Genomic DNA, 24,979 nt, shown 5'->3' with positions numbered 1-24,979 from the left:
CGGGGGAAACCCCGGGGGCGCCGTGTCGTGCGGTGCGGTGCGGCTCAGGCGCGGCCGCGGCGGGTACGGACCTCCTGCAGCCGCTCAGCGAGGATGTCCTCGAGCTCGGCGATGGAGCGCCGCTCCAGCAGCATGTCCCAGTGGGTACGCGGCGGCTTGGCCTTCTTCTGCTCCGGCTCGTTGCCGTCGACGAGTCGAGCGACGCTGCCGTCGAACTTGCATTCCCAGGTCGTCGGGACCTCGGCGTCGACGGCGAACGGCACCTCGAACTGGTGGCCCTTGGCACAGAGGTACTCGCGGGTCTGACGCGGCGCGAGCTCCGTGTTGCGGTCGGATTCATAGCTGACCGCGCCCAGGCGGCTTCCGCGCAGCATACGCTCGCCCATGATCGACTTCCCCTCGTTCGTGGTGCTGGTCTTCTGGGTGTAACGGTGCGTTCCCGCCCAGCCATTCCCGCCCGGGGGCGTGAGGCGTCCACGGGTGGGCCGGGACCAAGGGTAGCCGGCCAGGACGACCACCCCACCAGGTGATCCCCGGCCGGTTCGCAACGGTGGAGTGTTTCGGCTGCCACCGGGGATGTTAACCGCCCGAGTGCAGCGGAGGTTGCGATGGCCCATGACGTGCCGGTCGAGCGCGGTGCCCCGACCGAGCGGACGTTCTTCGGTCATCCCCGCGCACTGGCCACCCTTTTCCTCACCGAGATGTGGGAGCGGTTCAGCTTCTACGGCATGCGGGCGATCCTGGTGTTGTACCTCACGGCCGAGACCACCGACGACGGGCTGGGCCTGGGCGATTCCAGCGCCACCGCGGTCTACGGCACGTACAACGCGATGGTGTACCTGATGGCGCTGCCCGGCGGGTGGGTCGCCGACCGGCTGATCGGCGCCCGGCGCAGCGTGCTGTGGGGTGGGGTGGTGATCGCCGCCGGGCACTACGTGATGGCGGTGCCCACGCGGTGGAGCGTCTTCGCCGGGATGGTCCTCATCGTCCTCGGTACCGGCCTGCTGAAACCGAACATCTCCACCATGGTCGGCGCCCTGTACGACCGGGACTCCCCACGCCGCGACGCCGGCTTCTCGATCTTCTACATGGGCATCAACCTGGGCGCGTTCATCGCCCCGCTGATCACCGGCCTGCTCGGCGAGAAGATCAACTGGCATCTGGGATTCGCCGTGGCCGCGGTCGGAATGACCTTCGGTGTGATCCAGTACGTGCTGGGCCGGCGCAACCTGGGCGACGCCGGGGACCGCCCGGCCGACCCGCTGCTGGGCGCGGACCGCCGCCGGGCGCTGACCCGCGTCGGCGTGGCGGTCGCGGCGCTCGTCGTACTCGTCGCCGCGCTCGCGCTGGCCGGACTGTTCACCATCGACTCGGTGGTGAACCTGCTCACCGCGGTCACCGTGCTGGTCACCATCGGCTACTTCGCCCGGATCATGACCGACCGGGAGCTCAGCACGACCGAGCGCAGCCGGATGAAGGCGTACCTGTGGCTGTTCGTGTTCGCCGCCGCGTTCTGGCTGATCTACGACCAGGCCGGGTCGGTGCTGAACATCTTCGCCGCCGAACGCACCGACCGGAACGTCGCCGGCTTCACCTTCCCCGCGTCCTGGCTCCAGTCGGTCAACCCGATCCTGGTCATCATCGGCGCGCCGCTGTTCGCGCTGCTGTGGCTGCGGGTGGGCCACCGGGTGTCCACGCCGGTGAAGTTCGCCGTCGGTCTGGTACTCAACGGCCTGTCGTTCGTGCTGATGGCCGCCGCCGCGCAGGCCGCCGTCGGCGGCGACCAGGTGTCCCCGTGGTGGCTGGTGGCGGTCTTCGCCCTCCAGGTCGCCGGTGAGCTGTCGCTGAGCCCGGTCGGCCTGTCCGCCACCACCAAGCTGGCGCCGGTGAAGTACGCCAGCCAGATGCTGGGGCTGTGGTTCCTCGCCACCGCCGTCGGCGACGCGATCGGCGGGCAGGTGGCCCGGCTCGCCGACACCTGGTCCGAGCCGACCTACTTCCTCACCTTCGGCCTGGCGTCGGTGGCGTTCGGGCTGGGCGCGGTGATGTTCGCCCGGCACATCCGCGCGCTGATGGCCGGCATCCACTGACCGGGCCTGAGCACCGGGCCGCGTCAGCGGGTGGCGTCGTCGGCAGTGGCGGCACCGAGCCGGGCCAGCGCCAAGGCCAGGTCGCTGACCTGGTCGCCGAGCTGCGCCACCCGCCGCTGGGCCAGGTCCCGGTCGGTCTCGGCGGCCTCCAGCCGTACCGTCAGGGCGCTGAGCCGGCCCTCGGCGGTGGCCGCGGCCTGCCGGGCGGCGCCCACCTCGGCGGCGAGCGTGTCGCGCTGCGCGGCCGTGGCGGCCAGTTCCGCGCGTAGCTGCGCGGCCAGCTCGGCCGCCTCCTGCCGGGCGTCGTCGGCCTCGCGGGCGGCGACCTGCGCGCGGTCGCGGGCCCGGTCGGCCTGCTCCCGGGCCCGGGCGGCGTCGGCGGCCTCGGTGCGGGTCCGCGCGGCGTCCGCGCGGGCCTGCTCGATCTGACGCCGGACGTCCTGCACCTCGGCCTGCCACCGCTGCGCCCGCTCGGTCGCCTCGGCCGCGGCCCGGGTGGCCCGCTCGGCGTCGGCGCGCACCGCGTCGCGCTCGACGGTCAGGTCCGCCACCCGCTGCCGCTCGGTGTCATGGTGCGCGCGCAGGTCGCGCAGGTCGTGTCGCGCCTGGTCGCGGTCCCGCTCGGCCTGGCTCCGCAGCGCCTCGGCCGCACTGGCGTCGTGACGTGCCTGGTCGCGGGCGGCCTCGGCCCGCTGGGTCCGCTCGTCGGCCGCGCCGGCCTGCTGTACGGCCCGCTCGGCGCGCTGCCGGGCGTCCTCGGCGTCGGCCAGCGCACCACGGGCCTGCTCGCGGGCCCGGGCCGCGTCCGCCGCCGCGTCCTCGGCGTCGCCGCGGGCCTCATCGCGTTCGGCCTGCGCGGCGGCGACCTCGGTGGCCGCCTCGGCGCGGGCCTGGGCCAACTGCCGCTGCACACCCACCGGGGACAGCTCGGCGTGCAGGGACTCGGTCAACGTCTCGACGATCTGGTCGAGCCGGTCCACCGCCTCCCAGGTGCGGGCCACCTGCCCGGGCAGGCCGGGGGCGTTGCGGTGGCGCATCCGACTGTTGCGGGAGGCGCGCTGGCAGGCGCCGTCGTTGTCCCGGCAGTAGCGGAACGGTCGACCCGCGCCGACACGCTGCGGCACCGGCTGTCCACAGTGGGCACACGGGCGGGTTTCGGTGGGGGTGGGCTGGGCGTCCATCGAGGGCGAAGTCTAGTGCCGGGCAACTGACGGCGTCGCCGCGCCGTCAGCCGGCCGTCCGGGCGGTCGCGTCCAGGGTGTAGCGGCGTTGCAGCAGCAGCGCCGCGAGCATCGCCACGGCGGGCAGCAGCCCGAACCCGTAGCGGACCGCCGCGAGCGCCGCGTCCGGCTGGACCGGCGTCTGACCGGCCGTCGAGGCCACGAACCCGCCGACGGTCAGGCACAGGGCGTACGCGTACGGGCCGAGGGCCGCGCCGGTGGCCTCGGTGGCCGTCCACACCCCGGTGTAGGTGCCGGCGCCGGTCGTGTCGGCCGCGCGGATCACGTCGGGCAGCATCGAGAACGGCAGCAGCTGCATGCCGGCGAACGCCACCCCGAGCACCGCCACCGCGCCGATCAGCAGGGGCAGGCCGGCCGGTCGGCCCACCGCCAGCACCAGCGAGCCGGCCGCGAACGCGCCCTGCGCGCCGAGCAGCGCCCGCTGCTTGCCGACCCGGCGGGCCAGCACCAGCCAGGCCGGGGTGACCAGCAGGGCCGGCGCCACGAACGCGGCCACCAGCACCGTGGTCAGGCCGGGGGCGCGCAGCTCGTACTCGGCGTAGTAGGGCACCGCGGCCAGTACCAGATGGGTGGTGGTGGACATGGCCAGGTAGGCGGCGACCAGCCAGCGGAACTGCCGGTCGCGCAGCGCGGTGCGCAACGCCCGCCACCCGCCGTGCCCCGCCGGACCGGTCGCCGCCGCGGAGCCGCGCAGCCGGGCGATGCCGGCGACGCCGACCAGCATGGCGGCCAGCATCCCCACCGCCAGGACCACACCCATCCGCTGGTAGCCGGTGCGGGTCGCGGCGTCGCCGCCGGTCAGCAGGGGGGCCAGCAGCCCGGAGACGAGGATGCCCAGGGTCAGCACCACCATCCGGAACGCCATCAGCCGGGTGCGTTCGTGGTAGCCGATCCGCAGGTCGGCCGGGGTGGCCAGGTAGGGGACCTGGTAGGCGGCGAAGAGCAGGTTGCCGGCGACGAAGAACACCGCCACCCACGCGGCGGCCGGTGCGCCCGTCAGCTCGCCGGGCACCGCGAAGATCGCGGCGAACGCGAGCGGCAGGACGCAGCCGAGCAGCAGCAGTCGCCGCCGGTCGCCCCGGCGGGTCTGCTCCACGTCGGCGCGATGCCCGACCCACGGGTGCAGCAGCACGTCGGCGACCTTCGGCAACAGCAGCGCCAGACCGGCCAGCCACGGCTCGACGGCCAGCACGTCGGTGAGGAAGTAGAGCAGCAGCAGGCCGGGCACGGTCACCCAGACACCCATGCCGATCGAGCCGGCGGCGAAGCCGGCCAACGGGCCGCGGGGCAGCGTCGCATCTGTGGCGGCGGCGGGCCGCCGGTCGAGCCCGGTCATCGCCGCATCCTCTCCAGGGCAGCAGCCCACCAATCCAACGGTTGATGGATTCTAGGGGCAGAATGGCGGCCATGACCATGCCCCAACGCCGTCCGGGTCGGCCCCGCCGGGACCAGAGCCGCCCGACCCGCGAGGTGGTGCTCACCGCGGCCACCGCGCTCTTCGCCGAGCGCGGCTTCGACGCCGTCGGGCTCCGGGAGGTCGCCGCCGCCGCCGGCGTGGACGTCGCCACGGTCGCCCACCACACCGGTACGAAGGCGGCGCTCTACGACGCCTGCTTCGCCCGGGTCTTCAGCGCCGAACGGGAGGTCCTGACGCAGGCCGCCGAGCAGGCCCGATCGGCCCTCGACGCGGGGCCGGACGCGGCGCGGCGCGCCCTGCACGACCTGGTCGACGTCTTCGTCGACTTCCTGGAGGACCGTCCGGAGACCACCGCGCTGTGGCTGCGACGCTGGCTGGAACCGCAGCGGCACGCCGAGCTCGACCAGCGCTACGCCGAGCCGTTGTACCGGCTGGTGACGGAGTTGCTCACCGCCGCGGCGGCGGCCGGCGCGCTGGTCGAACCGACACCGCACATCACGGTGCGAAGCCTGGTCTGGGCCGCACACGGGCACGTGGTGGCGCTGGCCGCGGGTGCGCCGGGCGCCCGGGAGCGGCGCGAGTTCCGGGTGTTCGTGCACCGCTTCCTGGACGGGCTGTACGGACCGGCGGCCTCTTGACGGGCCGCCCGCTCACGACGATTATCCATCGGACGTTGGATTAAGTGGGGGCAGCGATGGGCGTACCACCCAGGGTGGCGGTGATCGGCGCCGGCGCGGCCGGGCTCGCCGCCGTCAAGGCACTGCGAGACGCCGACGTGCCGACGGTCTGCTTCGAGGCCACCGACCAGGTCGGCGGCCTCTGGGTGTACGGGGCGCCCGATTCGCCCGCGTACCGCACGCTGCACCTGAACACCAGCCGCGGCCGCACCCAGTTCGCCGACCACCCGATGCCCGCCGACTGGCCCGACTACCCCGACCACCGCCGGATCGCCGGCTACCTGGCCGGGTACGCCGACCGCTTCGGGCTGGGCGACACCATCCGCCTGCGCCACACCGTCGAGCGGGTCACCCGGGATCCCTCGGGCACCTGGACCGTGCGGGCGAGCGGACCGGACGGGCCGGTCGAGGTCACCGTCGAGGCCGTGGTGGTCGCCAACGGCCACAACCGGGTGCCCCGGCTGCCCAGCCCGCCGTACCCCGGCGCCAGCACCGCCGAACAGCTGCACAGCCACGACTACCGGGGCCCGGAACAACTGGCCGGCAAGCGGGTCCTGGTCGTCGGGGGCGGCAACTCCGCGATGGACATCGCGGTGGACGCTTCGTACGCGGCCACCCGCACCCTGCTGTCGCTGCGCCGGGGCGTGTGGGTGGTCCCGAAGTACCTGCTGGGCCGCCCCTCCGACACCCTCAACGGGGCGCTGGCCCGCCGGCTGCCGTGGCGACTGCGCCAACGCATCAGCCAGACCATGCTCAGCACCACCGTCGGCAGTCCCGCCCGCTACGGGCTGCCCGCACCGACCCACGGCTTCCTCCAGGACCATCCGACGCTCTCCGACGGGCTGCTGTCCCGGCTGACCCACGGCGACATCGAGGCCCGCCCCGGCATCGCCACCCTCGACGGCGACCGGGTCGAGTTCACCGACGGCCGCAGCGACCCGGTCGACCTGATCATCTGGTGCACCGGCTACCGGGTGGAGATCCCGTTCCTCGACCCGGCGCTGCTGAACGAGGGCGCGGACACCCTGTCGCTGTACCGGCACGTGTTCCACCCCGACGCCCCCGGCCTGACCTTCGTCGGGCTGATGCAGTCCACCGGGTCCGCGTTCCCCCTGGTGGAGGCGCAGGCCAAGCTGATCGCCGCGCAGCTCGCCGGCCGGTACGCGCTACCGGAGGCCGACCGGCAGCGGGCCGTCTGCCGCGCCGAGCTCCGGGCGGCGACCGCCCGCTGGGGTCAGCGCAGACCGGCGATGCGGGTGGACTTCGACGTCTACCTGGCCGAGCTGACCCGGGAGCTGACCGCCGGCGCCCGCCGCGCGCGCCCGACCGCACCGCGCGGTGGCGGTCCCGACGCCACCGCGCCGGTCGGAGCCGGACGGTGACCGGGCTGACCGGCCGCCGGGTGCTGGTGACCGGGGCGAGCGGCACGTTCGGCCGTCACCTCGGCGCCGCGTTGAACGCCGCCGGCGCCCGGGTGGTCGGGCTGGACCTGCACGCGCGACCCGACGACGACCTGCCCGTGCTCGGCTGCGACCTGACCGACCCAGCCGCCGTGCCGCCGGCGGTGCGAGCTGCCGTTGACCGGCTCGGCGGGCTGGACCTGCTGGTCAACAACGCCGGGGTCGGTGGCCCCGCCCCGGCCGAGCTGCCGCCCGATGAGATGGTTCGCCGGCAGCTCGAGGTCAACCTGCTGGCCGCCTGGCGGACCACCGCCGCGGCGCTGCCCGCACTGCTCGCCGCACGGGGACGGGTGATCTTCGTGTCCAGTCGGATGGCGGTGCTGCCGCTGCCGCTCGCCGCCGCGTACGGGGTGAGCAAGCGGGCGCTGGTCGCGTACGCCGACGCACTGCGCCACGAGGTGGGCACCCACGTCGGGGTGAGCGTCGTCTACCCGAGCATGGTGGCCTCACCGATCCACGACAGCACCGCCGAGGCCGGCCTGTCCCTGCAGGGGGTGTCCCGGCCGGAGCCCGTCGAGGGGGTGGTCGCGGCGATCCTGCGCACCGCCACCGCCCGGCGGGCACCCCGGGACGTGGCGACCACCGCGCGCGGCCGGCTGGAGATGGCTGTCGGCCGGCACGCGCCAGCGCTGGCCGACCGGCTGGTACGTCGTACCCTCGCCGCCCGGCTCGCCGCCGGCGACCTGGACGCCGCGCCGCTGGCCGCCGGCATGCTGCGCCGGCACCGCGACCTGGGCAACTGACCGTACTGCCGGCTCAGGGGGTGGCGACCGCGGCGCGGGAGCGGTCGGTGGCGATCCGGACGGCCAGCGCGGCCAACGCCGTGCCGGTCACCCAGCGCTGCACCCGCAGCCACAGCGGCCGGCGGGCGAAGAACCCGGCGAGGGAGCCGGCGCTGAGCACGATCAGCGCGTTCACGGTCAGCGCGACGGTGATCTGGGTCAGGCCGAGCAGCAGGCTCTGCGCCGCCAGGTGCCCCCGCGCCGGGTCGATGAACTGCGGCAGCAGCGAGACGTAGAGGATGGCGATCTTCGGGTTCAGCAGGTTGGTGACCAGGCCCATGGTGAACAGCCGTCGCGGCTGGTCCGGGGGCAGCGGCGCGGGCGTGAACGGGGACTGCCCACCCGGGCGCAGCGTCCGCCAGGCCAGCCAGAGCAGATAGCCGGCCCCGGCCAGCTTCACCGCCGCGTACAGCGTCGGCACCAGGACGAAGACGGTGGCCAGCCCGGCGACCGCCGCCGCCAGGTAGACGCCGAACCCGGCGGCCACCCCGAGCAGCGAGATCAGCCCGGCCCGGCGGCCCTGCGCCACCGAGCGGGAGATCAGGTAGACCATGTTCGGGCCGGGTGTGAGCACCAGCCCCAAGGCCACCAACGCGATGCCCAGCAGTGCAGCCGTACCCACCATGACGCCCCCCGTTCACCGATACCCGCACCGACCGTAGGCCGGGCGGGCACCCCGGCCCAGGGCCACCTGCCAGACCGTGGCCTGCCGTTCGAACCGGTCTTTCGGTCCGAAACCACCCCCGACGGAGACCGACGGGAATGGTCACGGGCCCGACCGCGCTGTCCGTTGCGGGGCGCGCCACCGTCCGGAGGCGGCGCGTTACGGTGGCCAGGGAGGTGCCGCAGGGTGACTGAAGCGTGGGACGCGGCCGTGGAGGCGCAGATCCGGGGAGCCGTGCAACGCGGCGAGTTCGATGACCTGCCCGGCATGGGCAAGCCCATCCCCGGCCGAGGGATGCCGTACGACGAGTCGTGGTGGATCAAGAGCTTCCTGGAGCGCGAGAAGCTGCCCAGCGACCTGCTGCTGCCCACCCCGCTGCAACTACGCCGGCGCATCGAACAGGTGCCCGACGAGGTCCGCGACCTGCCCACCGAGCAGTCCGTCCGGGACTTCGTGGGGAACCTGAACGCACAGATCGTGGCCTGGCTGCGCAACCCGGACGGCCCCCGGGTCGTGGTGCGGCCGGTGAACGCCGACGAGGTGGTCCGCCGCTGGCGCGCCGAGCACACCCCGCCCGCCACCAGGGCACCCGCCGCCACGCCGGCGCCCGCCGTTGCACCGGCCCGCCGGTCCCGGTGGGCGTGGCTGCCGTGGCGCCGCCGGGCGACCTGAACCGCCAGCGGCGGGTCAGCCTGACCAGCACCGTCACGGCAGACTGTGCGGATGCGAATCGAGCTGCCCGCGATGGTTACCACCGCTGCGCCGGGCCTCGTCCTACGCCCCTGGCGTGACGACGACCTGGACACCCTGCTGGAGGCGTACCGGGATCCGGTGCTGCAACGGTGGACCCAGAACCCGGTGACCACCGTCGACGAGGGGCGGCAGTGGCTGGAGCAGGCCCGGCAGGACTGGGACGACGGCCGGCGGTTCACCTTCGCCGCGCTGGAGGACGGCGCGGACGGTCCACGGCTGGTGGCGTGCGTGGTGCTCAAGCGGGTCGCGCCCGGACGCCCGGTGGCCGAGGTGGGCTACTGGACGGCGGCGTGGGCGCGCGGTAGGGGCGTCGCCCCGCGCGCGGTCACCGCACTCAGCCGGTGGGCGTTCGACCGGTTCACCGGGTTGGCGCGCCTCGACCTGCTGCACCAGGTGGACAACCCGGCCTCCTGCCGGGTGGCGGAGAAGAGCGGCTACCTCTTCCAGGAGGTGCTGCCGGCGTACCCGCCGTTCCCGCGCGACGGTCACCGGCACTCGTTGGCCGCCCCCTCAGTGAGCTGAGGCTCGTTCAGTCCAGCGCGGCGCGCCAACTCCACGAGGTGCGCCGCGCCCGGCCGGGCAGCTCACCGCGCCCGGTCATCCACAGCAGCACCTCGGGCGCGGCGCCGGCCGGGGCGTCCGGGAACAGTCGCCGCAGCACCAGCGTGCTCAGCCGGTGCGGCGGCAGCCATGGCACGCCGAGGCCGAGGGTGATGTCGTGCGTGTGCAACAGGGTCTCCGCCACTCCCATGGCGGCGAAGCCGGCCGGGTCGCACGGGCCGAAGTGCCAGGCCCGGGTCTCCGGCGAGGCGGCGTCGACCGCAGCGGCGAGCAGGCCGGCGCAGGCCCGGACAACCGTCAGCACCTGCGCCGGGCTCGCGTCGGGGGAGACCCGCAGGTCGTACGGCAGGTAGGCGTCATCGGGTCGGCCGGTGACCTGGCCGGCGTACCCGAGCAGGTCGTGTGCCACGTGGGCGGCCGTGGTCCAGCAGGTCCAGCGCAGCGTGCCGGCCGGCACCGACCAGTCCCGGTCCCGGTGCGGGTCCAGGACCCGGGTCATCTCGTCGGCCGCGTCGCGTACGTCGGCGCCGTCCATGGCTGGCATCCGTCGAGCCTCGCAGCGCCCGCCGGTCACCGCAACGCGATTCGACGCGCGGTTGCAGGGCAGCCCGTTCGCCCGGGGCCGGCCACACTCCGACCCCGGGCGAACGGCTCAGCTGCGCGCGGGTGACCACCCGTCGGCGACGAGCCGGGAGGCGTCGCCGCCTTCGCCCTGGAAGAGCACGCCGTACCGGTCCGCCGCCACGACCCGGTCGACGTAGACGCCACGCCCCTGGCCAGAGCCGTCTGTGCTGCTGCTCCATCGCAGGTGGGTGGCCTGGTCGGGCAGCGCCACCGAGACCTGCCACCACACCCGGCCCCCGTAGCCGGTGACCGTGCCGTCGGCGGTCCACCGTCGGCCGGCGTCGCGTAGCTGCATGGTCGCCGGCGCCCAGGTCTGCCCGCCGTCGGTGGAGACCTCGAACCGCGCGCTGTCGTAGCGGGGCTCGGTGTCGTACCAGAGCAGGAAGCTCGCCGTCGCGCCCCGCGCGGGCCGGCGCAGCGGCGCCGTGAGCGTGCTCGTCGCGGAGTCGCGTGGGTCGGCCCGCCAGGCGCTGGCCGAGCGCGGTCGCACCGGCATCGCCTCGGCGAGGTCACGCGCGACGGCCCTGCGGGCCACGTTGTTGCTGCCCCAGCCCCGGTCCGGGTGAACCCGGTTGCTCAGCATGACGACGAACGAGTGGGAGAGCGGGTCGATGACGATCGACGTTCCGGTGAAGCCGGTATGCCCGAAGGCCACCGGCGAGGAGAGCCCCATCATGTACCAGTGCTTGTTCAGCTCGAAGCCGAGCCCGCGGTCGCTCTCCGGGTAGGCCGACTCCAGCGGCGCGTTGTAGTTGACCAGCATCGTGCGCACCGTCTCCGAGCGCAGGATCCGCCGACCCCGGTACTCGCCGCCGTTGAGCAGTGACTGGCAGAGGACGGCCAGGTCCGTTGCCGTGGAGAAGACCCCGGCGTGCCCGGCCACCCCGCCGAGGGACCAGGCGTTCTCGTCGTGCACCTCACCCCAGACCATGCCGCGCCCGGCGTACGGCTGGTACTCGGTCGCGGCGATCCGCGACCGCCGCTCCGGGCCCGGGTTGTAGCCGGTGTCGGTCATGCCCAGCGGCCCGGTCACGCCGTCGCGGACCAGCTCGGCCAGCGGCCGACCGGTCACCCGTTCCACCAGTACGCCCAGCGCGATCAGCCCGAGGTCCGAGTAGACGTACTGGGAGCCGGGTGTCGCCCCGGCGGCGAGGGGCGTGGCGAGCGTGGCGGCGAACCGTTCGGCCGGCGTCGGGTACCTGCTCCACAGCGCCGTGAACGCGGGCAGACCCGACGTGTGGGTGAGCAGCATCCGGACGGTGACCGTCGCCTTGCCGCCAGCGGCGAACTCCGGGACGTACCGGGCGACCGGCGCGTCCAGCTCCACCCGCCCCCGCTCCACCTGCTGCATGGTGACGATCGTGGTGAACAGCTTCGACACCGACGCCAGGTCGAAGATGGTGTCGGGACGGGTCGCGATCTGCTGGTCGGCAGGGAGTTCCACGCCGACCAGGCCGGGCGGCGGCCCGACGGAGGCGTACTTCACCGCGCTGCCCACGGCGGCGTGCTCCACGATCACGCCGTCCTTCGCGGCCAGGACCACCGCGCCCGCGTACATCGGGTATCCGGGATGGTCGGGCGTCGGCTGGAGGTACGCCGCCAGGTCGGCGGGCAGGCGATCCACCTGGTCGGGGAGCAGGCCGACCTGGCGGGCGCTGCCGCGCCGCAGCGTGTCGTGTCGGAAGTGGATGTCGGCGGGCGTGACGGTCGGCGGTCCCGACGGGGCCGGGGGTGACGCGGCAACCGCGGCGGCGGTCGGCAGCGTCGTGCCCAGGACCACCAGGGCCAGGCCGAGCGCGAGTGAGCGGAGCGGACGACGGGTCGACCTGGTCATGACCGCACTCCTCAGTAGAGCAGGTAGGGCCGGCGTTGCCGGTTGAAGGTGGTCAGCTCGTCGGCCCAGGCGCCCACGACGTCGTCCACGTCGGCGCCGGCGTCGATCTGGGTACGCAGTCGCGGCGAGCCGGTGAGCTTGTCGATCCAGTACGGGCGCACGGTGTCCCACGAGTCGCGTCGCCAGGCGAATGCCGGGTACTTGTGCGCCTCCACCAGCATCGCCACGCCGGTGCGGATCGGGTCGTACACGGCCCGGTCGACGACCTTGACCTCCACGCCTGCGCAGAGCTTGTTGAGCAGGTCCGGCTTCTGCCCGGCCGAGGTCGGCGAGAAGTACGCCTCGCGGAACTCGACTCCGGGCAGGTTCCGGGCGTTGAGCCGGTCACCCCAGTGGTGGTCGAAGTCGGTCGCCAGCCCGCCGATCAGCTCGAACGGGCGGCACGTGCCGCGCCCCTCGGTGATCGACGCGACGCCCTCGAACAGCCCGGTGCCCGGGTAGACCAGCGCGGTGTCCGGGGTGGGCATGTTCGGACTGGGCATCACCCAGGGCACGTCGGTGTCGGCGGCGAGGTCGTCGCGCTTCCAGTGCCGGCACCGCACCACGTGCAGGTCGACCGGTCGCCCCGCCTCGGTTGGCAGGAACGTGGCGTTGAAGAACCGGGCCAGCTCCCCGACGGTCATCCCGTGCTGCTGGATGATCTCCTTCAGACCCACACCCGAGGTGTACGGCGTGGTCATCATCGGCCCGTAGGCCCGCCCGCCGATCGGGTTGGGCCGGTCCAGCACGACGTAGCGTTTGCCGACCCGCGCCGCCGCGACCATCGAGGTGTACATCGTCCAGATGTAGGTGTAGAAGCGGACCCCGACGTCCTGGATGTCGAAGACCACCGTGTCCACCCCGGCCTCGGTGAACATGGCTTCCCACCGGGCCTGCGAGGCGCCGTACGCGTCGTACACCGTGATGCCGGTGCGGGCGTCGACGCCGTTGCCCTCGCTGCCGCCGGCCTGCGCGGAGCCCCGGAAGCCGTGCTCGGGGCCGAACGCCGCGACCAGCTGAACCCGACCCGAGCCGTGCATCAGGTCGACGAGGTGCCGGTACGCCGCGTCGACGCCGGTCGGGTTGGAGACGACGCCCACCCGCTGGCCGGCGAGGTCGGCGAACCCGGAGGACACCAACTCGTCGAGACCGGTGCGGACCCGACGGCCACGGGAGCTGGCCGCCGCCGGTGCCAGGGCACCGACGCCGAGCGCTCCCGCGCTCGCCCCCAGCGCGCCCGTACCGACCGCGCCGACAAGGAAATTCCTCCGCTGCATTGGGTTGCCTCCTACCAGCTCAGACCGTGGCCGTAGGGGTAGAGCACGGAGCCCGCCCCCTCGGCCGTGGGGATCGTGACGGGCAGCCGCCCGCTCGGGGACAGCTCGCCGTGCAGCGCGCGGACGAGTGCGTCCATCGCCGCCCGGGTGTACGAGTAGGTCGCCAGGTAGGTGGTCACGCCCGGCAGGTACGCGATGTCGTAGGGGTCTCGGACGGCCACGACGACCACCGGCTTGCCGGTGCCGAGCAGCGCCGCGACGAGGCGCTGCTGGGTGGCGCGCGGGTCGGTGACAGTGGTGTCCCACGCCTTGTTCACCAGCACGACGGTGAGGTCGTGCTCGGCGGCCTGGGCGGCTGTCGCGGCGATCGCCGCGTCGGAGGGCAGCGTCGCCGGTCGGGCGGTGGCTCGGGCGCCGCGGGCGGTGAACCCGTCAGCGACCGTCGCGACCGGGGCGAAGGCGGCGCTGTCCCAGCCGGTGACCAGCACCGACCGGTCGGCGCGGGGCAGCGGCAGTATGCCGGCGTCGTTGCGGACGGCGGTGAGCGTCGGGTCGGTGACCCGGGCGACGGCGGCGAGGTGCTCCGGCGCGCCGACCGTGCGTACCGCCTTCTCGACGTCGACCAGCGGTGAGCGGGCCAGCCCCTGGCGGTACTTCATGCCGAGGATGCGACGGACCGACTCGTCGATCCTTCGCTCGGTGAGCTCGCCGGCGGCGACGGCCCGCAGCACCGCGTCCCGGGCCAGCGCGAGGTCCGGCGGCATCAGGAGCTGATCGGCGCCGGCCTTGAGCGCCAGTACGGGTACCCGCTCGTCGCCGTACTTCGCGCGCACGCCAGCCATGTTCAGCGCGTCGGTGACTATGACGCCCCGGAAGCCGAGTTCACCGCGCAGCACACCGGTGAGGATCGTCGGCGACAACGTCGCCGGGTCGCCGGAGGGGTCGAGCGCGGGGACCACGATGTGCGCGGTCATGATCGATTCGACGCCGGCCTTGATCGCCCGCCGGAACGGTGGCGCGTCGATCCGGTCCCACTCCGCGCGGCTGTGGTTGATCACCGGCAGGCCGGTGTGGCTGTCGGTGGCCGTGTCGCCGTGCCCGGGGAAGTGCTTCGCCACGGCGGTGACCCGAGCCCGGTCCTGGAAGCCGGTGACCTGGGCGGCGGTGAGGTCAGCCACCAGGGTGGGGTCGGCGCCGAAGGACCGGACGCCGATCACCGGGTTACCCGGGTTGACGTTGACGTCGGCGATCGGCGCGTACGGCTGGCGGATGCCGACCGCGCGCAGCTCACGCCCGGTGATCTCCGCCGCCGTCCGGGCGGCCTCGGGGGACCGCGCGGCACCAAGCGCCATCGACCCGGGGAACTGGGCGGCGGGGGAGGGCATCCGTACCACCGCGCCCTGCTCCTGGTCGGTGGAGATGAGCAGGGGCACGCGGCCCTTCGACCGGTCGCCGAGCGCGGCTTGCTGAAGTCCGTTGGAGAGGGTCGCGATCTGGCGAGGACTGTCCAGGTTGTGCGACCAGGAGAAGTAGCAGACGCCGCCGAGGTGGTACCGGCCGATGACCTCGGCCGGCGTTTCGACGCCGAACGCGGCCCGGTTCGCGGCGCGGTCGGCGGCCGTGGGCGCGGTGGCGTCTGAGCCGTAGACGTAGGTGGCGAAGAGCTGCCCGACCTTCTGCTCCAGGCTCATGTGCCGCAGCGTGGAGGTGACCCAGCCGTGCTCGGCCGACGGGGGGTGTGCCGGTGCGGCCGAGGCCTGGGCGGGCAGGAGGGCGAGCGCGGTCGCCAGTGTGGTCACCCAGGTAGCTGCGGGAGTGAGTCGAGTCTGCATAGACGGCGGCCTCTCAGTCCGGGTGGCTGAAACTTAGCTACGCATCTGCCGCACGTCAAGAAGGTAAGTTGCAAGATCGGGCGGTCACCCGGCTCGCGGGCGCGGATACCGGCGAGGTTGGCGACGGCCCCGCCGGCATGGCCCGACGTTCGCAGCGGTTCGCGGTCGACTACTCCCGCACTGGCCCCAACGCCTCGGCGGCGTTGCGGATGCCGGCGCGGATCACCTCGCCGTACGGGTCGTCCGGCAGCCGCCCGACGAAGCGCTCGGCCAGGGCCAGGTGTTCTCGGGCCCGGGTGTTGTTGCCCAGGCGGCGGTGGTCGTCGGCGAGGTTGAGGTGCAGCGACGGCAGGAAGTTGTGGACCTGAAACGAGTGGTGGTACTGCTGGGCCCGTTCGTCGGTGAGGTCGGAGACCGCGGCCAGGGCACGCTCGTCCCAGCCGAGTTCAGCTTCGGTGGTGTCCTGGAGGTCGGCCAGGTAGTGCGCGAGGGTGCAGCGGTGGAAGGCGTCGCCGGCTTCGCCGATCTGATCCCAGAGCGCGGTGAGCGCCTCCCTGGCCTGCGCGCGCTGGCCTGAGCGGCCGAGCTCCACCGCGGCGACGATGCTCGCCATCGTCTCGTCGGGTGCGGTCTGTTCGTTCTGGATGTCCATGCCGCGACCCTCGGGCCTCGACCTACCCGAGGGTCAAACTCCCTGCTCGTGAACCCGGTGCCGTGGCGGCGCCAGGGCAGATTGCAGAGGATTTCGGCCCGGGCGACGGCTTCGGGATAATGCCGCCGTGCGCTACCTGATCCCTCACCCCGACGCAGTGGCCGATCTCGACGATCTCGACATCGCGCTGTACGACGGCACTCAGCCCATGGCCGAGAACCTGGACGACGTCGAGTTCTATGCGATCCCGTACGGGATTATCGATCCGCGCCTTTGCGAGCCGATCGCCCGGATGCCCCGGCTCACAGTGGTGCAGACCGTGACCGCCGGCTACGACCACATCCTGCCGTTCCTGCGGCCCGGCCTGATCCTGGCCAATGGCCGGGGCGTGCATGACGCGGCCACCGCTGAGCTGGCCGTGGCACTCACCCTGGCCGCCCGGCGCCGGCTGCCGGACTTCGTCCGGGCGGGGGGCGAGGGCCGCTGGGCCTCGGGCTGGTCGACCGGGCTGGCTGACGCCCGGGTGCTGATCGTCGGGTACGGCTCGATCGGCGCCGCGATCGAGCGCCGGCTGGTGGGGTTCGAGGTGGAGATCAGCCGGGTGGCCCGGAGCGCCCGCCCCGGCGTGAGGCCGATTTCCGAAATTGCGGAACTGTTGCCACACGCCGATATTGTCATCCTGGCCACCCCGCTGACCCCGGAGACCGCGGGCCTGGTGAACAAGGATTTCCTCGCCAGGATGGCCGACGGTGCCTTGCTGGTGAACGTGGCGAGGGGCGGGGTGGTGGACTCCGAGGCGCTGCTCGCCGAGCTCAACGCGGGCCGGCTGCACGCTGCCCTGGACGTCACCGAACCCGAGCCACTGCCCGCCGATCACCCACTGTGGTCCGCGCCGAACGTCCTGATCAGCCCGCACGTCGGCGGCCTGACCGCCGCGTTGGCACCCCGGGCCCGCCGGCTGCTGGTCGACCAGGTACGGCGGTACGCGGCGGGCAAGCCGCTCGCGAACGTCGTTGTCGGGCCGTAACTTTCGGTCCCAGCGGCGGGCCAATTCCGGTGCTTCCGCCAGAGACGTCGGGCCTTGCCGATGAGTTGCGGTGGCACGATCCGCTTGGTTCGCGACGAGCGCAAAACCCCCTGCACCGCGCACGGGGTGCGGCTTACCCTGCGCACCATGTTCCCTCCAGTGAAGATCATCTCCGGCGGGTTGGAGATTCGTGAGTTCGGGCCGCAGGATGCCGTATCTGTGGCGGCATTCGTGGCGGCCGGGGATCGCACGGCACTGCCGCCAGGCTTCCCTGAGGCGGTCGCTGACGTGGACGAGTGGCTGGCGGACAAGGTGCATCAGCGGCGTTTGGGCGGCGAGGGCGTACACCTGGCGATAGTGGAGCGGACCACCGGCCGGATTGTCGGCAGTACCGGGTTGCGGGACACCGACTGGCAGGCTGGTCGCACCGAGATCGGTTACGGAATACACATCAGTCAGCGAGGTCGCGGCTATGCGACCGAGGCGGCCCGGGCGGTTGGACGGTGGGCGCTTACCGACGGCGGGATGCGGCGGGTTCAGTTGCACTCCCGCGTCGACAACGTGGCGTCCCTGCGGGTGGCCGAAAAGGCCGGGTACCAGCGGGAGAGCACACTGCGGATGCCCGAGCAGGAGGGGCGCGAGGCTTATGACCTGGCCAGCTTTTCGATGATCGCCGAGGCAACCGCCGACAACCAGCCGAAGGCCGACTAGGGGAGCGCGGATCTGCCGACGCGCTGGCAAGCTGCTCAGCTCGCCAGCGCGTCGTGCGGCCTTACGCCCGCTGCCATGATGACGACGGGTGTTACTTCTCGTCCGTCCCGCTGATGGACTCCTGAAAGACGTCCGCGTGGGTGCGCGAGTCCTTGACCAGGTCGTCGCAGAAGGCGGCGACGTCGGTGCCGATGAGTTCCAGAACCCCCTTGCCGGCCGCGGCACCTTCCTCGAAGAAGTCGACGATCCCGGCGAGCAGGCGCCCATCAAAAAGGTCGACCGGGCCGACCTTGAACAGGTACCTCTGCATCTCCTTGTAGACGATCTGGTAGTCCGGCGGGAGCGCCTTGACCCGAGCCACGTGCGCCCGCCACTGCTTCTTGCCCTCGATGATGTCCTGGATGCCCACGTCAGCCTCCTAGCCGGCCCAATTTCCTTGCGACGTTCCTGTCCAACTGCTCGCGCCACCGGTCGCGATAGGTACGGGCACCCTCTCCGCCGGCCAACGCCGTACAAAAGCCGGGGATGTCGTCGCCGAGCACCTCGTGGATGCTCTGCCCGTCCGCCGATGCTTCTTCGAGCAGCCCCAGGGCGGCGTCGAGGATCGGCATCAGGTTGCGACCTGTGAAGCCCGTGTAGGGGAAGAGGTTGCCCTTGACCTGTTCCCATGCCGCCTGGTAGTCGGCCGGCAATGCCTCTGCCCGGGCTTCGAACACCTTCCATTCCCTGGTGAGATCGCTGCCTGTGATGGTCTCCCAGAAGCTCATCTCCCGCCCTCCTTGAGCCTGTCGATGCGTGATGAGACGTACTGCCATTTCGCCCAGAACGTCGCGAGCTCCTTGCGCCCGGCGTCGTTGAGCGCATAGAACTTGCGCGGCGGGCCCACCTCGGATGGTCGTTTCGTCACCTGGACGAGTCCGTTCCTCTCCAGTCGCAGCAAGATGGTGTACACCGTCCCCTCGACGACGTCGGCGAAGCCGAGTTCGTTCAGCCGACGCGTGATGGCGTACCCGTAGGTCTCCTCGCCGCCGATGATCTCGAGCACGCAGCCCTCGAGCGTGCCCTTCAGCATCTCTGTCAGGTCGTCCATCGCGGCTCCTCTTCGACCCTCCGGTACCTCGTACTACCGAGTACCACTATACGGTACCACCGAGTAGTGCGTCCAGGTGCTCCCGACCGGCCGCACCTTCTTGTACGTGCGCGGGCTCAATGCCGGCACGTGCGAGGCAAGCTGCCGCAGCCCGCCTGGCGAACGGCCCGGTGTCAGCGGCTTCGCCGATCAGAAATCCTCCGTCACGTCGTCAGTTCTGTTAGCCTCTCGCACCGGTGGAAGGATTGATGACCATGACCGACGCCAGACTGCTGGGCGCCGACGAGGCCGCGTTCATCGCGGCGGCCCGCTCAGACGACACGGCGCGGTTTGCACTCATTACGGAGCGCCACCGGCGTGAGCTGCAGGTGCACTGCTACCGGATGCTCGCGAACTACGAGGACGCCCAGGACATGACGCAGGAGACGTTCCTGCGAGCGTGGAACAAGCGGGCGTCGTTCAAGGGCCACGCGGCCCTGCGGACCTGGCTGTACCGGATCGCGACGAACGCCTGCCTCGACTTCCTGGAGAAGCGCAACGACCGCACACCCGTACCGTCCGAGCTGGCGGACGTCGGCTCCGAGGTGCTCTACCTGCAGCCGTACCCGGACCGGATGCTCCCCGAGGACCCGCAGGAATCGGTGGTGGCGCGGGAAACGATCGAGCTGGCTTTCATCGTCGCCGTCCAGCACCTGCCGCCGCGGCAGCGGGCGGTGTTCATCCTGCGCGACGTCCTCGGCTGGCCGGCGGCGAAGGCCGCCGACGCCCTCGAGCTGACCGTCGCATCGGTCACCAGCGCACTGCAGCGGGCTCGCGTGACGATGCGCGCGCAGCTGCCCGACCGCCGCCTCGACTGGCGGAGCCCTGCCACCCACGAGCTGTCGAATGACGAGCGCGCCGTGGTGAAGTTGTATATCGACGCCCATGAGCGCAACGACCTCGACGGGCTGATGGCCCTGCTGCGCGACGACCTGCGCTTCGTGATGCTGCCCGAGGCGGGCACCTCGGTCATCACGGCCAAGGACGCGGTGGACGGCTGGGTCTCCAATGGGCTCTTCCAGCCCGGCTACGACGACTGGCGCTGTATCACCACGACGATCAACCGCATGCCCGCCGCCGTGCTGTACCTCCGCACCCCCAACGACCCAAAGTACCGGTTATTCAACATCGCGGTCCTGCACATCGTCGACGGGAAGATCGCCGAGCTCACCGGATTCGACGCCACCGACAAACCATGGCTGGACCTGCCCCCGACACTGTGATCACACAAGTCCCCATCGTCGACGAGTCCAGCGCACGGGCCGGCATCACCGAAGTCACTGCGGAATGAGCACCCCGACCAGCTGAACACCAACGCGACAACGCGAACACCACCGCCCCGCCGGCGTTGCCGGCGGGGCGGCGTTATGCCCGAAGAACATCGTCACAATCAACGACGCCGTCGTCCTCATCTCCAGCAAGTCGGTCAACATCTGACTGGAACGCAAGGAAGGGCCCGGGGAAGGTTCCCTCATAGCCGAGGGTCACGGTCAGCACGTCAGGAAGGATTTCGACCCGGCCTCACGAGCCGAGCAGCTGGCCCGTGCTCATCGCCTCGTCTCGTATCGGGTCAGCACTACGCCGCCGGAAAAAGTCCGCGTCTCCACGAGGTTCAGGTTCACCCAGCTGTCCAGCGCGGTGAAGAACGGCGTGCCGCCGCCCACCAGGACCGGGTGGGTGACCAGGGCGTATTCGTCGATCAGCCCGGCCCGCATGGCCGCCCCGGCAAGCGTCGCGCCGACGATGTCCATCGGGCCGCCGTCCTCGGCCTTGAGCCGGGTGATCTCGGCGACCGCGTCGCCGGTGACCAGGCGCGTGTTCCAGTCGACCGTCCTGGGCGTCGAGGAGAACACCACCTTCGGCATGTCCCGCCAGCGGCGGGCGAACTCGATCTCCGCCTGTGTGGCGCCGGGCTGCTGGTCGGCGGTCGGCCAGTGGGAACTCATCGCCTCCCACAGCTTGCGCCCATACAGCGCCAGGCCAGTCGCCCCCACCCGGTCGGACCACCACTGGAACAGCTCGTCGCTCGACGACGAGTCCGGTCCCTCACCCCCACTCCAGCCGAGGTCGTCGCCGGGCGCGGCGATGTAGCCGTCCAGGGTCACATTCATGCCAAAGGTCAGTTTCCGCATCATGCCAGCCTCTCGTGAGTCGTTCTTATACGTACAGACGGGCGCGGCGCGGAAACCTAATCGGTGCGCGATCTGCGTCCGCAGGTAGTCCTCGCGTTCCGGACTCGGCACGGCGTACTCGGCTGGACTCGAGCAGCACCCACCGGATCTCGATTTCACCCTCGTACGGGCAGCGGCGCACCCAGGGCCAGCTCTGCCCGACCGCTGCTGCCGTCTGCGCGGACGGGAAGGCCTTCCACGGCCACCTGCAACAGCGGCTGTCTGCTTTCGCAGAGGCGTTGCGCCCGTACTCGCGGCCGGGCTCGATGTCCTTGGCGCGCATAAGTTCTCCGGCTGGTCGGGGTCGCGCAGCGGGCGCAGCTGTGGCCCGTCGCCCGGCTTGGGGAAGCTGTAGCGGCCCAGCATGTTGATGTGCGCGTACCCGAGCGGGGAAAGGCGGGCGGCGTCTTCGTCGCGCACTGGGTAGCCCTGGGCGCGCAGCAGGTTGACCGTCAGGTCGATGTAGCGGGTGTTCCACAGCACGATCGCGTTGAGCACGAGGCCGAGCGCGCCGAGCTGGTCTTCTTGCCCGGCCCGGTACGCCTGGGAGATCTCGCCCCGGTTGCCGTGCAGGATCTTGCGTGCGAGGGCGTGGCGGGACTCGACGATGTTCTGCTGGCGGATGACGGTACGCCGGTAGGTCTCGTCCACTGGATCGATCATCGCCAGCAGGTGCAGGGTTTTGGGGATGCGCCCGTACTCGGCCAGGGCCTGCCCCAGTGGGGTCGGGGTGCCGTCGCGGGTGAGCATCCGCAGCAGGTCATACGCCCGGACCCGGCTGGTGACCAGCGATCCGGCGATGCGCAGCATGTCCGGCCAGTGCGTGACGATCCGGCTGAGGTTGACCTTGTTGCGGGCGATCGCATTCAGTGGCCCGTAGTCGCCCGGCTCGGCGCCGGGCAGGTCGGCACGCCAGAACCCGGTGCCGCCGATGTCGGCGATGCGCGGTGAGAACCGGTACCCGAGCAGCCGGAACAGGCCGAACACGATGTCGGAGTACGAGGCCGTATCTGTGGTGATCATCTCCGGGCGGGGTCCGGCGTCGAGGTTGAGCAGCGCGTCCAGGATGTGCAGGCTGTCGCGCACGGTGCCGGTCACGATGGTCGCGCCGAGCCCGGCGAACCGGTCGTTGACCGCGTTGAGCCAGGTGATGCCACGCTTGTAGCCGAAGAACCGTGGGCTCGGCGCGGCCTGGATCGTCTGGACCGGCACGACGAACCACAACCCGTCGACGCCGGCGACCAGGCCGCCGCCCCACAGGTCGGTGATGCCGATCTTCTCCTGGTAGGCGACCAGGCGGGCGTTGGCGGCGCCGTGGGTGTCCGGGCGGATGTAGTTCTGGTCGACGTGGGAGAGGCGGTCGCGGGTCAGCGCCGGTTCGGCCGGGTTGATGATCGGGGCGAGGCCGACGTTGCAGGCGTCGGCGACCAGCAGCCCGGCCACGGTCAGCGGCAGGTCGTCCATGCTGGTGTTCAGCCCGCCAACGTGCTGGTAGGCATCCAGCATCCCGGTCCAGGAGTGCACGTACATCAGAACCTCGGGGATGTCGGTCAGCGGCCGCATCGCCGCAACCCGCTTACGCAGGTCCACCAGCGACGGCGGGTCGCCCAGCTTCTCCAGCCGCGACACCGACAGCCGCATCCGGCCCCCGTCACCCGGCACGACGCGGACGCTGGCGTCCGGGCCGGCCTCCTCGATGCGCTGGGCGAGCTGGCGCCAGCCGCCGTCAAGCGCGGTCACCATCTCGGCCAGGTGCTCCTCGACGGGCCCGGTCAGCCCGAGACCGGCCAGGACGTCATCGCGTACGCCGCTCCATTCGGCGCCGTCGAGCAGCTGAGCGCGCGGGTCGCCCCAGCGCAGTGACGGGTAGGCGAAGATGTCCCTGCGGCGCAGCGCCGCGGTGAGCTGGGTGAGCAGACACATCACGTAGGCGTCGCGGTCGGCCGCACCGTCCAGGGCCGGGTTGGCCAGCACCGCGCGCCGCCACGTGCCGGTCACGAGGTTCATGTTCAGGTCGGCCTCGCCCAACGGCTTCTGCGAGATCCGGCGGCGCAGCAGTTCCGGCAGCCGGTGAATCTCGGCCAGGAGCTCGCGGCCGGCCGGGGCGGCCTGCAACGGCAGCACGGTGGCCAGCAGCCGTACGAACGGGCGCACCACGCCGTAGCGGGCCGCGATCGCCGCCCGGTTGTCGGCCTCCCACGAGTCCTCGTCGGGCACCAGCTCGGTCACCGTCGCCACCGCCGCGGCGACCTCTTCCCGGGAAGCGACCTCCTCGATCGCCGCCCGTGCCGAGGCGATGTCGAGGGCGCCTTCGGCGCCGGCGAACAGCTCCAGCATCACCTTGGTAACCGCGACCAGCGTCGTGGACGCCTTTTCCAGCTTCGGCATCGCCGCCAGCCGGGCCTTGTCCGTGGCCCGCCGCGCCGGGCTGATCAGGCGGGTGGCCATCAGCGAATCGAACAGGTCGAGGGCGTCGTCGACCGCCGCGGCCTCCAGGTGCCGGGCGGTCATCAGCAACGTCGCTGTCCGCTGCGGCTCCGCACTGTGGAAGGTTGAGCATCCGCTGCCATGGTTCGGAGACCTCGCGGACGGATTACCGGATAACCGGTAACGATAATCCGGCAATCCCTCCCCTCAAATAGGGCATAACGGCCGCACATCATAATGACAGTTCTTGTGCGTAAGGATTCAGGATGGTGATCAGGGGGCCGCGGTGCCCCGATCCACTCGGTGTTGAGTGGCCTCTGGATGTCTCGACTTCCGCCACTGCAGGTGATCGAGCAGTGGAACTCCGCGAACGTGGCGATCCACTATGGGCGGGAGGCAGAACTGCCCGGCTCCGACCGGGAGGCGCAGGAGATCTCCATGCTGACCCTGCACCTGCATGGCCCGGTTCGAGCTGGACCTGGACAAGCGTCTGGACTACGACCGGGTAACCGCAACGGCTGGCCCTCTGTAGGAACGGTGGCGTTCTCGCAGGTAGACCGTCTGCCGGGCTGGCGGTGGCGTGTTCTGGAGCAGGGCGACTGGCTGAGGTGTGGTTACGCCGAGTTCTGTTCTTTGTTCGGGGTTCCCGCTTGGCTGCGTCGGCGGTATCTGCCGGGAGCGGTGCCGTACTCCCGCTTGAAGGCGTTTGCGAAGGCGAATTCCGAGGTGTAGCCGGTCTGGGTGGCCACCTCGCTAAGTGGGGCGTCGGATCCGTGGAGCAGCCGTGCCGCGGTGGTCATGCGCCACCAGGTCAGATAGGTGAGGGGTGGTTGGCCGATCATGGCGGTGAATCGCTTGGAGAAGGCCGCGCGGGACAGTCTTGCCTGTGCGGCCAGTGTCTCGACCGTCCAGTGGTGTGCGGGGTCGCGGTGGATGGCGTGCAGCGCGGCGCTGATCGCCGGGTCGGCCAGTGCCGCGGACCAGCCGGTGACGGTGCCCCGCTCGGGTTGCTCGTCGAACCAGGCTCGCAGGATGTAGAGGAGCAGCATGTCGAGCAGGGCCTGCACAATGGTGTCGGCGCCGAGACGGGGGTGATTGAGTTCGCTGCCGAGCAGGTCGACGGCGGCGCGGACTTCGGCGCGGTGCCCGAGCCGGGCGGGCAGGTGGACCATGCCGGGTAGGTCGTCCAGCAGCGGATGAGCCCGGGCCGGGTCGAGCCGATATCCGCCGCAGAGCGTCACGGTGGGGGTGCCGTGCACAGGCTGGCCGATGGACGCTGAGGCGTAGAGTTCGGCCTCTTCAAGCGGATCGCAGTCGGGTTCGGCCAGCGAGGTGGCGGGGTTGTCGGCCAGGCCGTATCCGTGCCCGTGGGGGAAGAACACCACGTCGCCGACGCCCAGCGCGATGGGTGCGCCGCCGTCGGGCGGGGTGAGCCAGCACGAACCCTGCAGGATCACTTGAATGCCCGCGGAGCCGGGGGCGGAGGGGAAGCGCTGTCCCCAGGACGCGTGCCATTGAACGCGCGCTGAACGGGGCCGTCCGGTGCGCATGATGGCGATCACATCGCTGAGCACATCCACCGGTCGAGTCTATCGCTGACATTCCGCGAAG

At 71.8% G+C, this 24,979-nt stretch carries 23 protein-coding genes; 9 read left to right on the top strand and 14 right to left on the bottom strand.

Going from position 1 to position 24,979, the window contains the following annotated elements; translation table 11 throughout:
* Positions 1-44: 44 nt before the first annotated feature.
* Entirely contained in the window at positions 45-386 is a 342-nt protein-coding gene (locus OG470_RS27385) for an RNA polymerase-binding protein RbpA (protein WP_007460094.1), read from the bottom strand.
* 222 nt (positions 387-608) lie between these two features.
* Between OG470_RS27385 and OG470_RS27380 the strand changes: the two genes are divergently transcribed.
* Positions 609-2,090: a peptide MFS transporter gene (locus tag OG470_RS27380; protein WP_328416760.1), complete on the top strand. Its 1,482-nt coding sequence runs from the start codon at positions 609-611 to the stop codon at positions 2,088-2,090.
* A 23-nt stretch (positions 2,091-2,113) separates the two neighbouring features.
* Here OG470_RS27380 and OG470_RS27375 read toward each other — a convergent pair whose 3' ends face one another.
* Positions 2,114-3,271 (bottom strand): hypothetical protein, encoded by a 1,158-nt coding sequence (locus tag OG470_RS27375; RefSeq protein ID WP_328416758.1) that lies wholly within the window; start codon positions 3,269-3,271, stop codon positions 2,114-2,116.
* Positions 3,272-3,317: 46 nt separating this feature from the next.
* Positions 3,318-4,667, bottom strand: a complete 1,350-nt coding sequence (locus OG470_RS27370; protein ID WP_328416756.1) for an MFS transporter — start codon at positions 4,665-4,667, stop codon at positions 3,318-3,320.
* Positions 4,668-4,744: 77 nt separating this feature from the next.
* Here OG470_RS27370 and OG470_RS27365 point away from each other — a divergent pair, with 77 nt between their 5' ends.
* Genes OG470_RS27365 through OG470_RS27355 form a run of 3 tightly spaced genes read left to right on the top strand, consistent with a single transcriptional unit; the run spans position 4,745 to position 7,628 of the window.
* Entirely contained in the window at positions 4,745-5,386 is a 642-nt protein-coding gene (locus tag OG470_RS27365) for a TetR/AcrR family transcriptional regulator (protein WP_386991563.1), read from the top strand.
* A 56-nt stretch (positions 5,387-5,442) separates the two neighbouring features.
* Positions 5,443-6,807, top strand: a complete 1,365-nt coding sequence (locus tag OG470_RS27360) for a flavin-containing monooxygenase (protein ID WP_328416752.1) — start codon at positions 5,443-5,445, stop codon at positions 6,805-6,807.
* Positions 6,804-7,628: an SDR family NAD(P)-dependent oxidoreductase gene (locus OG470_RS27355; RefSeq protein WP_328416750.1), complete on the top strand. Its 825-nt coding sequence runs from the start codon at positions 6,804-6,806 to the stop codon at positions 7,626-7,628. The genes OG470_RS27360 and OG470_RS27355 overlap by 4 nt, the downstream gene beginning before the upstream one ends.
* 13 nt (positions 7,629-7,641) lie before the next feature.
* On the opposite strand, the gene OG470_RS27350 is transcribed toward OG470_RS27355, so the two are convergent.
* Positions 7,642-8,292: a LysE family translocator gene (locus OG470_RS27350; RefSeq protein WP_328416748.1), complete on the bottom strand. Its 651-nt coding sequence runs from the start codon at positions 8,290-8,292 to the stop codon at positions 7,642-7,644.
* A 225-nt stretch (positions 8,293-8,517) separates the two neighbouring features.
* Here OG470_RS27350 and OG470_RS27345 point away from each other — a divergent pair, with 225 nt between their 5' ends.
* Entirely contained in the window at positions 8,518-9,003 is a 486-nt protein-coding gene (locus OG470_RS27345) for a J-domain-containing protein (protein WP_328416746.1), read from the top strand.
* Positions 9,004-9,054: 51 nt separating this feature from the next.
* Positions 9,055-9,606, top strand: a complete 552-nt coding sequence (locus tag OG470_RS27340; protein ID WP_328416744.1) for a GNAT family N-acetyltransferase — start codon at positions 9,055-9,057, stop codon at positions 9,604-9,606.
* A 7-nt stretch (positions 9,607-9,613) separates the two neighbouring features.
* Here OG470_RS27340 and OG470_RS27335 read toward each other — a convergent pair whose 3' ends face one another.
* The 5 genes from OG470_RS27335 to OG470_RS27315 all read right to left on the bottom strand — a co-directional run bounded on the left by OG470_RS27335 (position 9,614) and on the right by OG470_RS27315 (position 15,903).
* On the bottom strand, positions 9,614-10,180 hold the full coding sequence (locus tag OG470_RS27335; protein ID WP_328426631.1) for a maleylpyruvate isomerase N-terminal domain-containing protein: 567 nt from the start codon (positions 10,178-10,180) through the stop codon (positions 9,614-9,616).
* A 117-nt stretch (positions 10,181-10,297) separates the two neighbouring features.
* Positions 10,298-12,103, bottom strand: coding sequence for a serine hydrolase (locus tag OG470_RS27330; protein ID WP_328416742.1), 1,806 nt, complete (start codon positions 12,101-12,103; stop codon positions 10,298-10,300).
* An 11-nt stretch (positions 12,104-12,114) separates the two neighbouring features.
* Positions 12,115-13,419 carry an exo-beta-N-acetylmuramidase NamZ family protein gene (locus tag OG470_RS27325; RefSeq protein WP_328416740.1) on the bottom strand — a complete coding sequence of 435 codons (1,305 nt, stop codon included), beginning with the start codon at positions 13,417-13,419 and terminating at the stop codon, positions 12,115-12,117.
* 11 nt (positions 13,420-13,430) lie between these two features.
* Positions 13,431-15,218, bottom strand: coding sequence for a glycoside hydrolase family 3 protein (locus tag OG470_RS27320; RefSeq protein ID WP_328416739.1), 1,788 nt, complete (start codon positions 15,216-15,218; stop codon positions 13,431-13,433).
* A 202-nt stretch (positions 15,219-15,420) separates the two neighbouring features.
* Positions 15,421-15,903: a hypothetical protein gene (locus OG470_RS27315; protein WP_328416738.1), complete on the bottom strand. Its 483-nt coding sequence runs from the start codon at positions 15,901-15,903 to the stop codon at positions 15,421-15,423.
* A 127-nt stretch (positions 15,904-16,030) separates the two neighbouring features.
* On the opposite strand from OG470_RS27315, the gene OG470_RS27310 reads away from it, so the two are divergent.
* Entirely contained in the window at positions 16,031-16,930 is a 900-nt protein-coding gene (locus OG470_RS27310; RefSeq protein WP_328416736.1) for a 2-hydroxyacid dehydrogenase, read from the top strand.
* A 147-nt stretch (positions 16,931-17,077) separates the two neighbouring features.
* Positions 17,078-17,641, top strand: a complete 564-nt coding sequence (locus tag OG470_RS27305; RefSeq protein ID WP_328416734.1) for a GNAT family N-acetyltransferase — start codon at positions 17,078-17,080, stop codon at positions 17,639-17,641.
* A gap of 91 nt (positions 17,642-17,732) precedes the next feature.
* On the opposite strand, the gene OG470_RS27300 is transcribed toward OG470_RS27305, so the two are convergent.
* Genes OG470_RS27300 through OG470_RS27290 form a run of 3 tightly spaced genes read right to left on the bottom strand, consistent with a single transcriptional unit; the run spans position 17,733 to position 18,731 of the window.
* Entirely contained in the window at positions 17,733-18,050 is a 318-nt protein-coding gene (locus tag OG470_RS27300) for a DUF1048 domain-containing protein (RefSeq protein ID WP_328416732.1), read from the bottom strand.
* 1 nt (position 18,051) lies between these two features.
* Complete coding sequence (locus OG470_RS27295; RefSeq protein WP_328416730.1) at positions 18,052-18,408, bottom strand: DUF1048 domain-containing protein; 357 nt, start codon at positions 18,406-18,408, stop codon at positions 18,052-18,054.
* Positions 18,405-18,731, bottom strand: a complete 327-nt coding sequence (locus tag OG470_RS27290) for a PadR family transcriptional regulator (RefSeq protein ID WP_328416728.1) — start codon at positions 18,729-18,731, stop codon at positions 18,405-18,407. Before OG470_RS27290 ends, OG470_RS27295 begins: the two co-directional genes overlap by 4 nt.
* Before the next feature lie 254 nt (positions 18,732-18,985).
* On the opposite strand from OG470_RS27290, the gene OG470_RS27285 reads away from it, so the two are divergent.
* Positions 18,986-19,993, top strand: coding sequence for an RNA polymerase subunit sigma-70 (locus OG470_RS27285; protein WP_328416726.1), 1,008 nt, complete (start codon positions 18,986-18,988; stop codon positions 19,991-19,993).
* 324 nt (positions 19,994-20,317) lie between these two features.
* Here OG470_RS27285 and OG470_RS27280 read toward each other — a convergent pair whose 3' ends face one another.
* Positions 20,318-23,566 carry a Tn3 family transposase gene (locus OG470_RS27280; protein ID WP_328416725.1) on the bottom strand — a complete coding sequence of 1,083 codons (3,249 nt, stop codon included), beginning with the start codon at positions 23,564-23,566 and terminating at the stop codon, positions 20,318-20,320.
* Positions 23,567-23,982: 416 nt separating this feature from the next.
* A complete protein-coding gene (locus OG470_RS27275) occupies positions 23,983-24,948 on the bottom strand; it encodes an AraC family transcriptional regulator (protein ID WP_328416723.1) in 966 nt (321 codons plus the stop codon).
* Positions 24,949-24,979 lie beyond the last annotated feature (31 nt).

The sequence above is a fragment of the Micromonospora sp. NBC_00389 genome, from assembly GCF_036059255.1.
GTDB lineage: Bacteria > Actinomycetota > Actinomycetes > Mycobacteriales > Micromonosporaceae > Micromonospora.
This window is presented reverse-complemented; position numbering and strand designations above follow the sequence as displayed.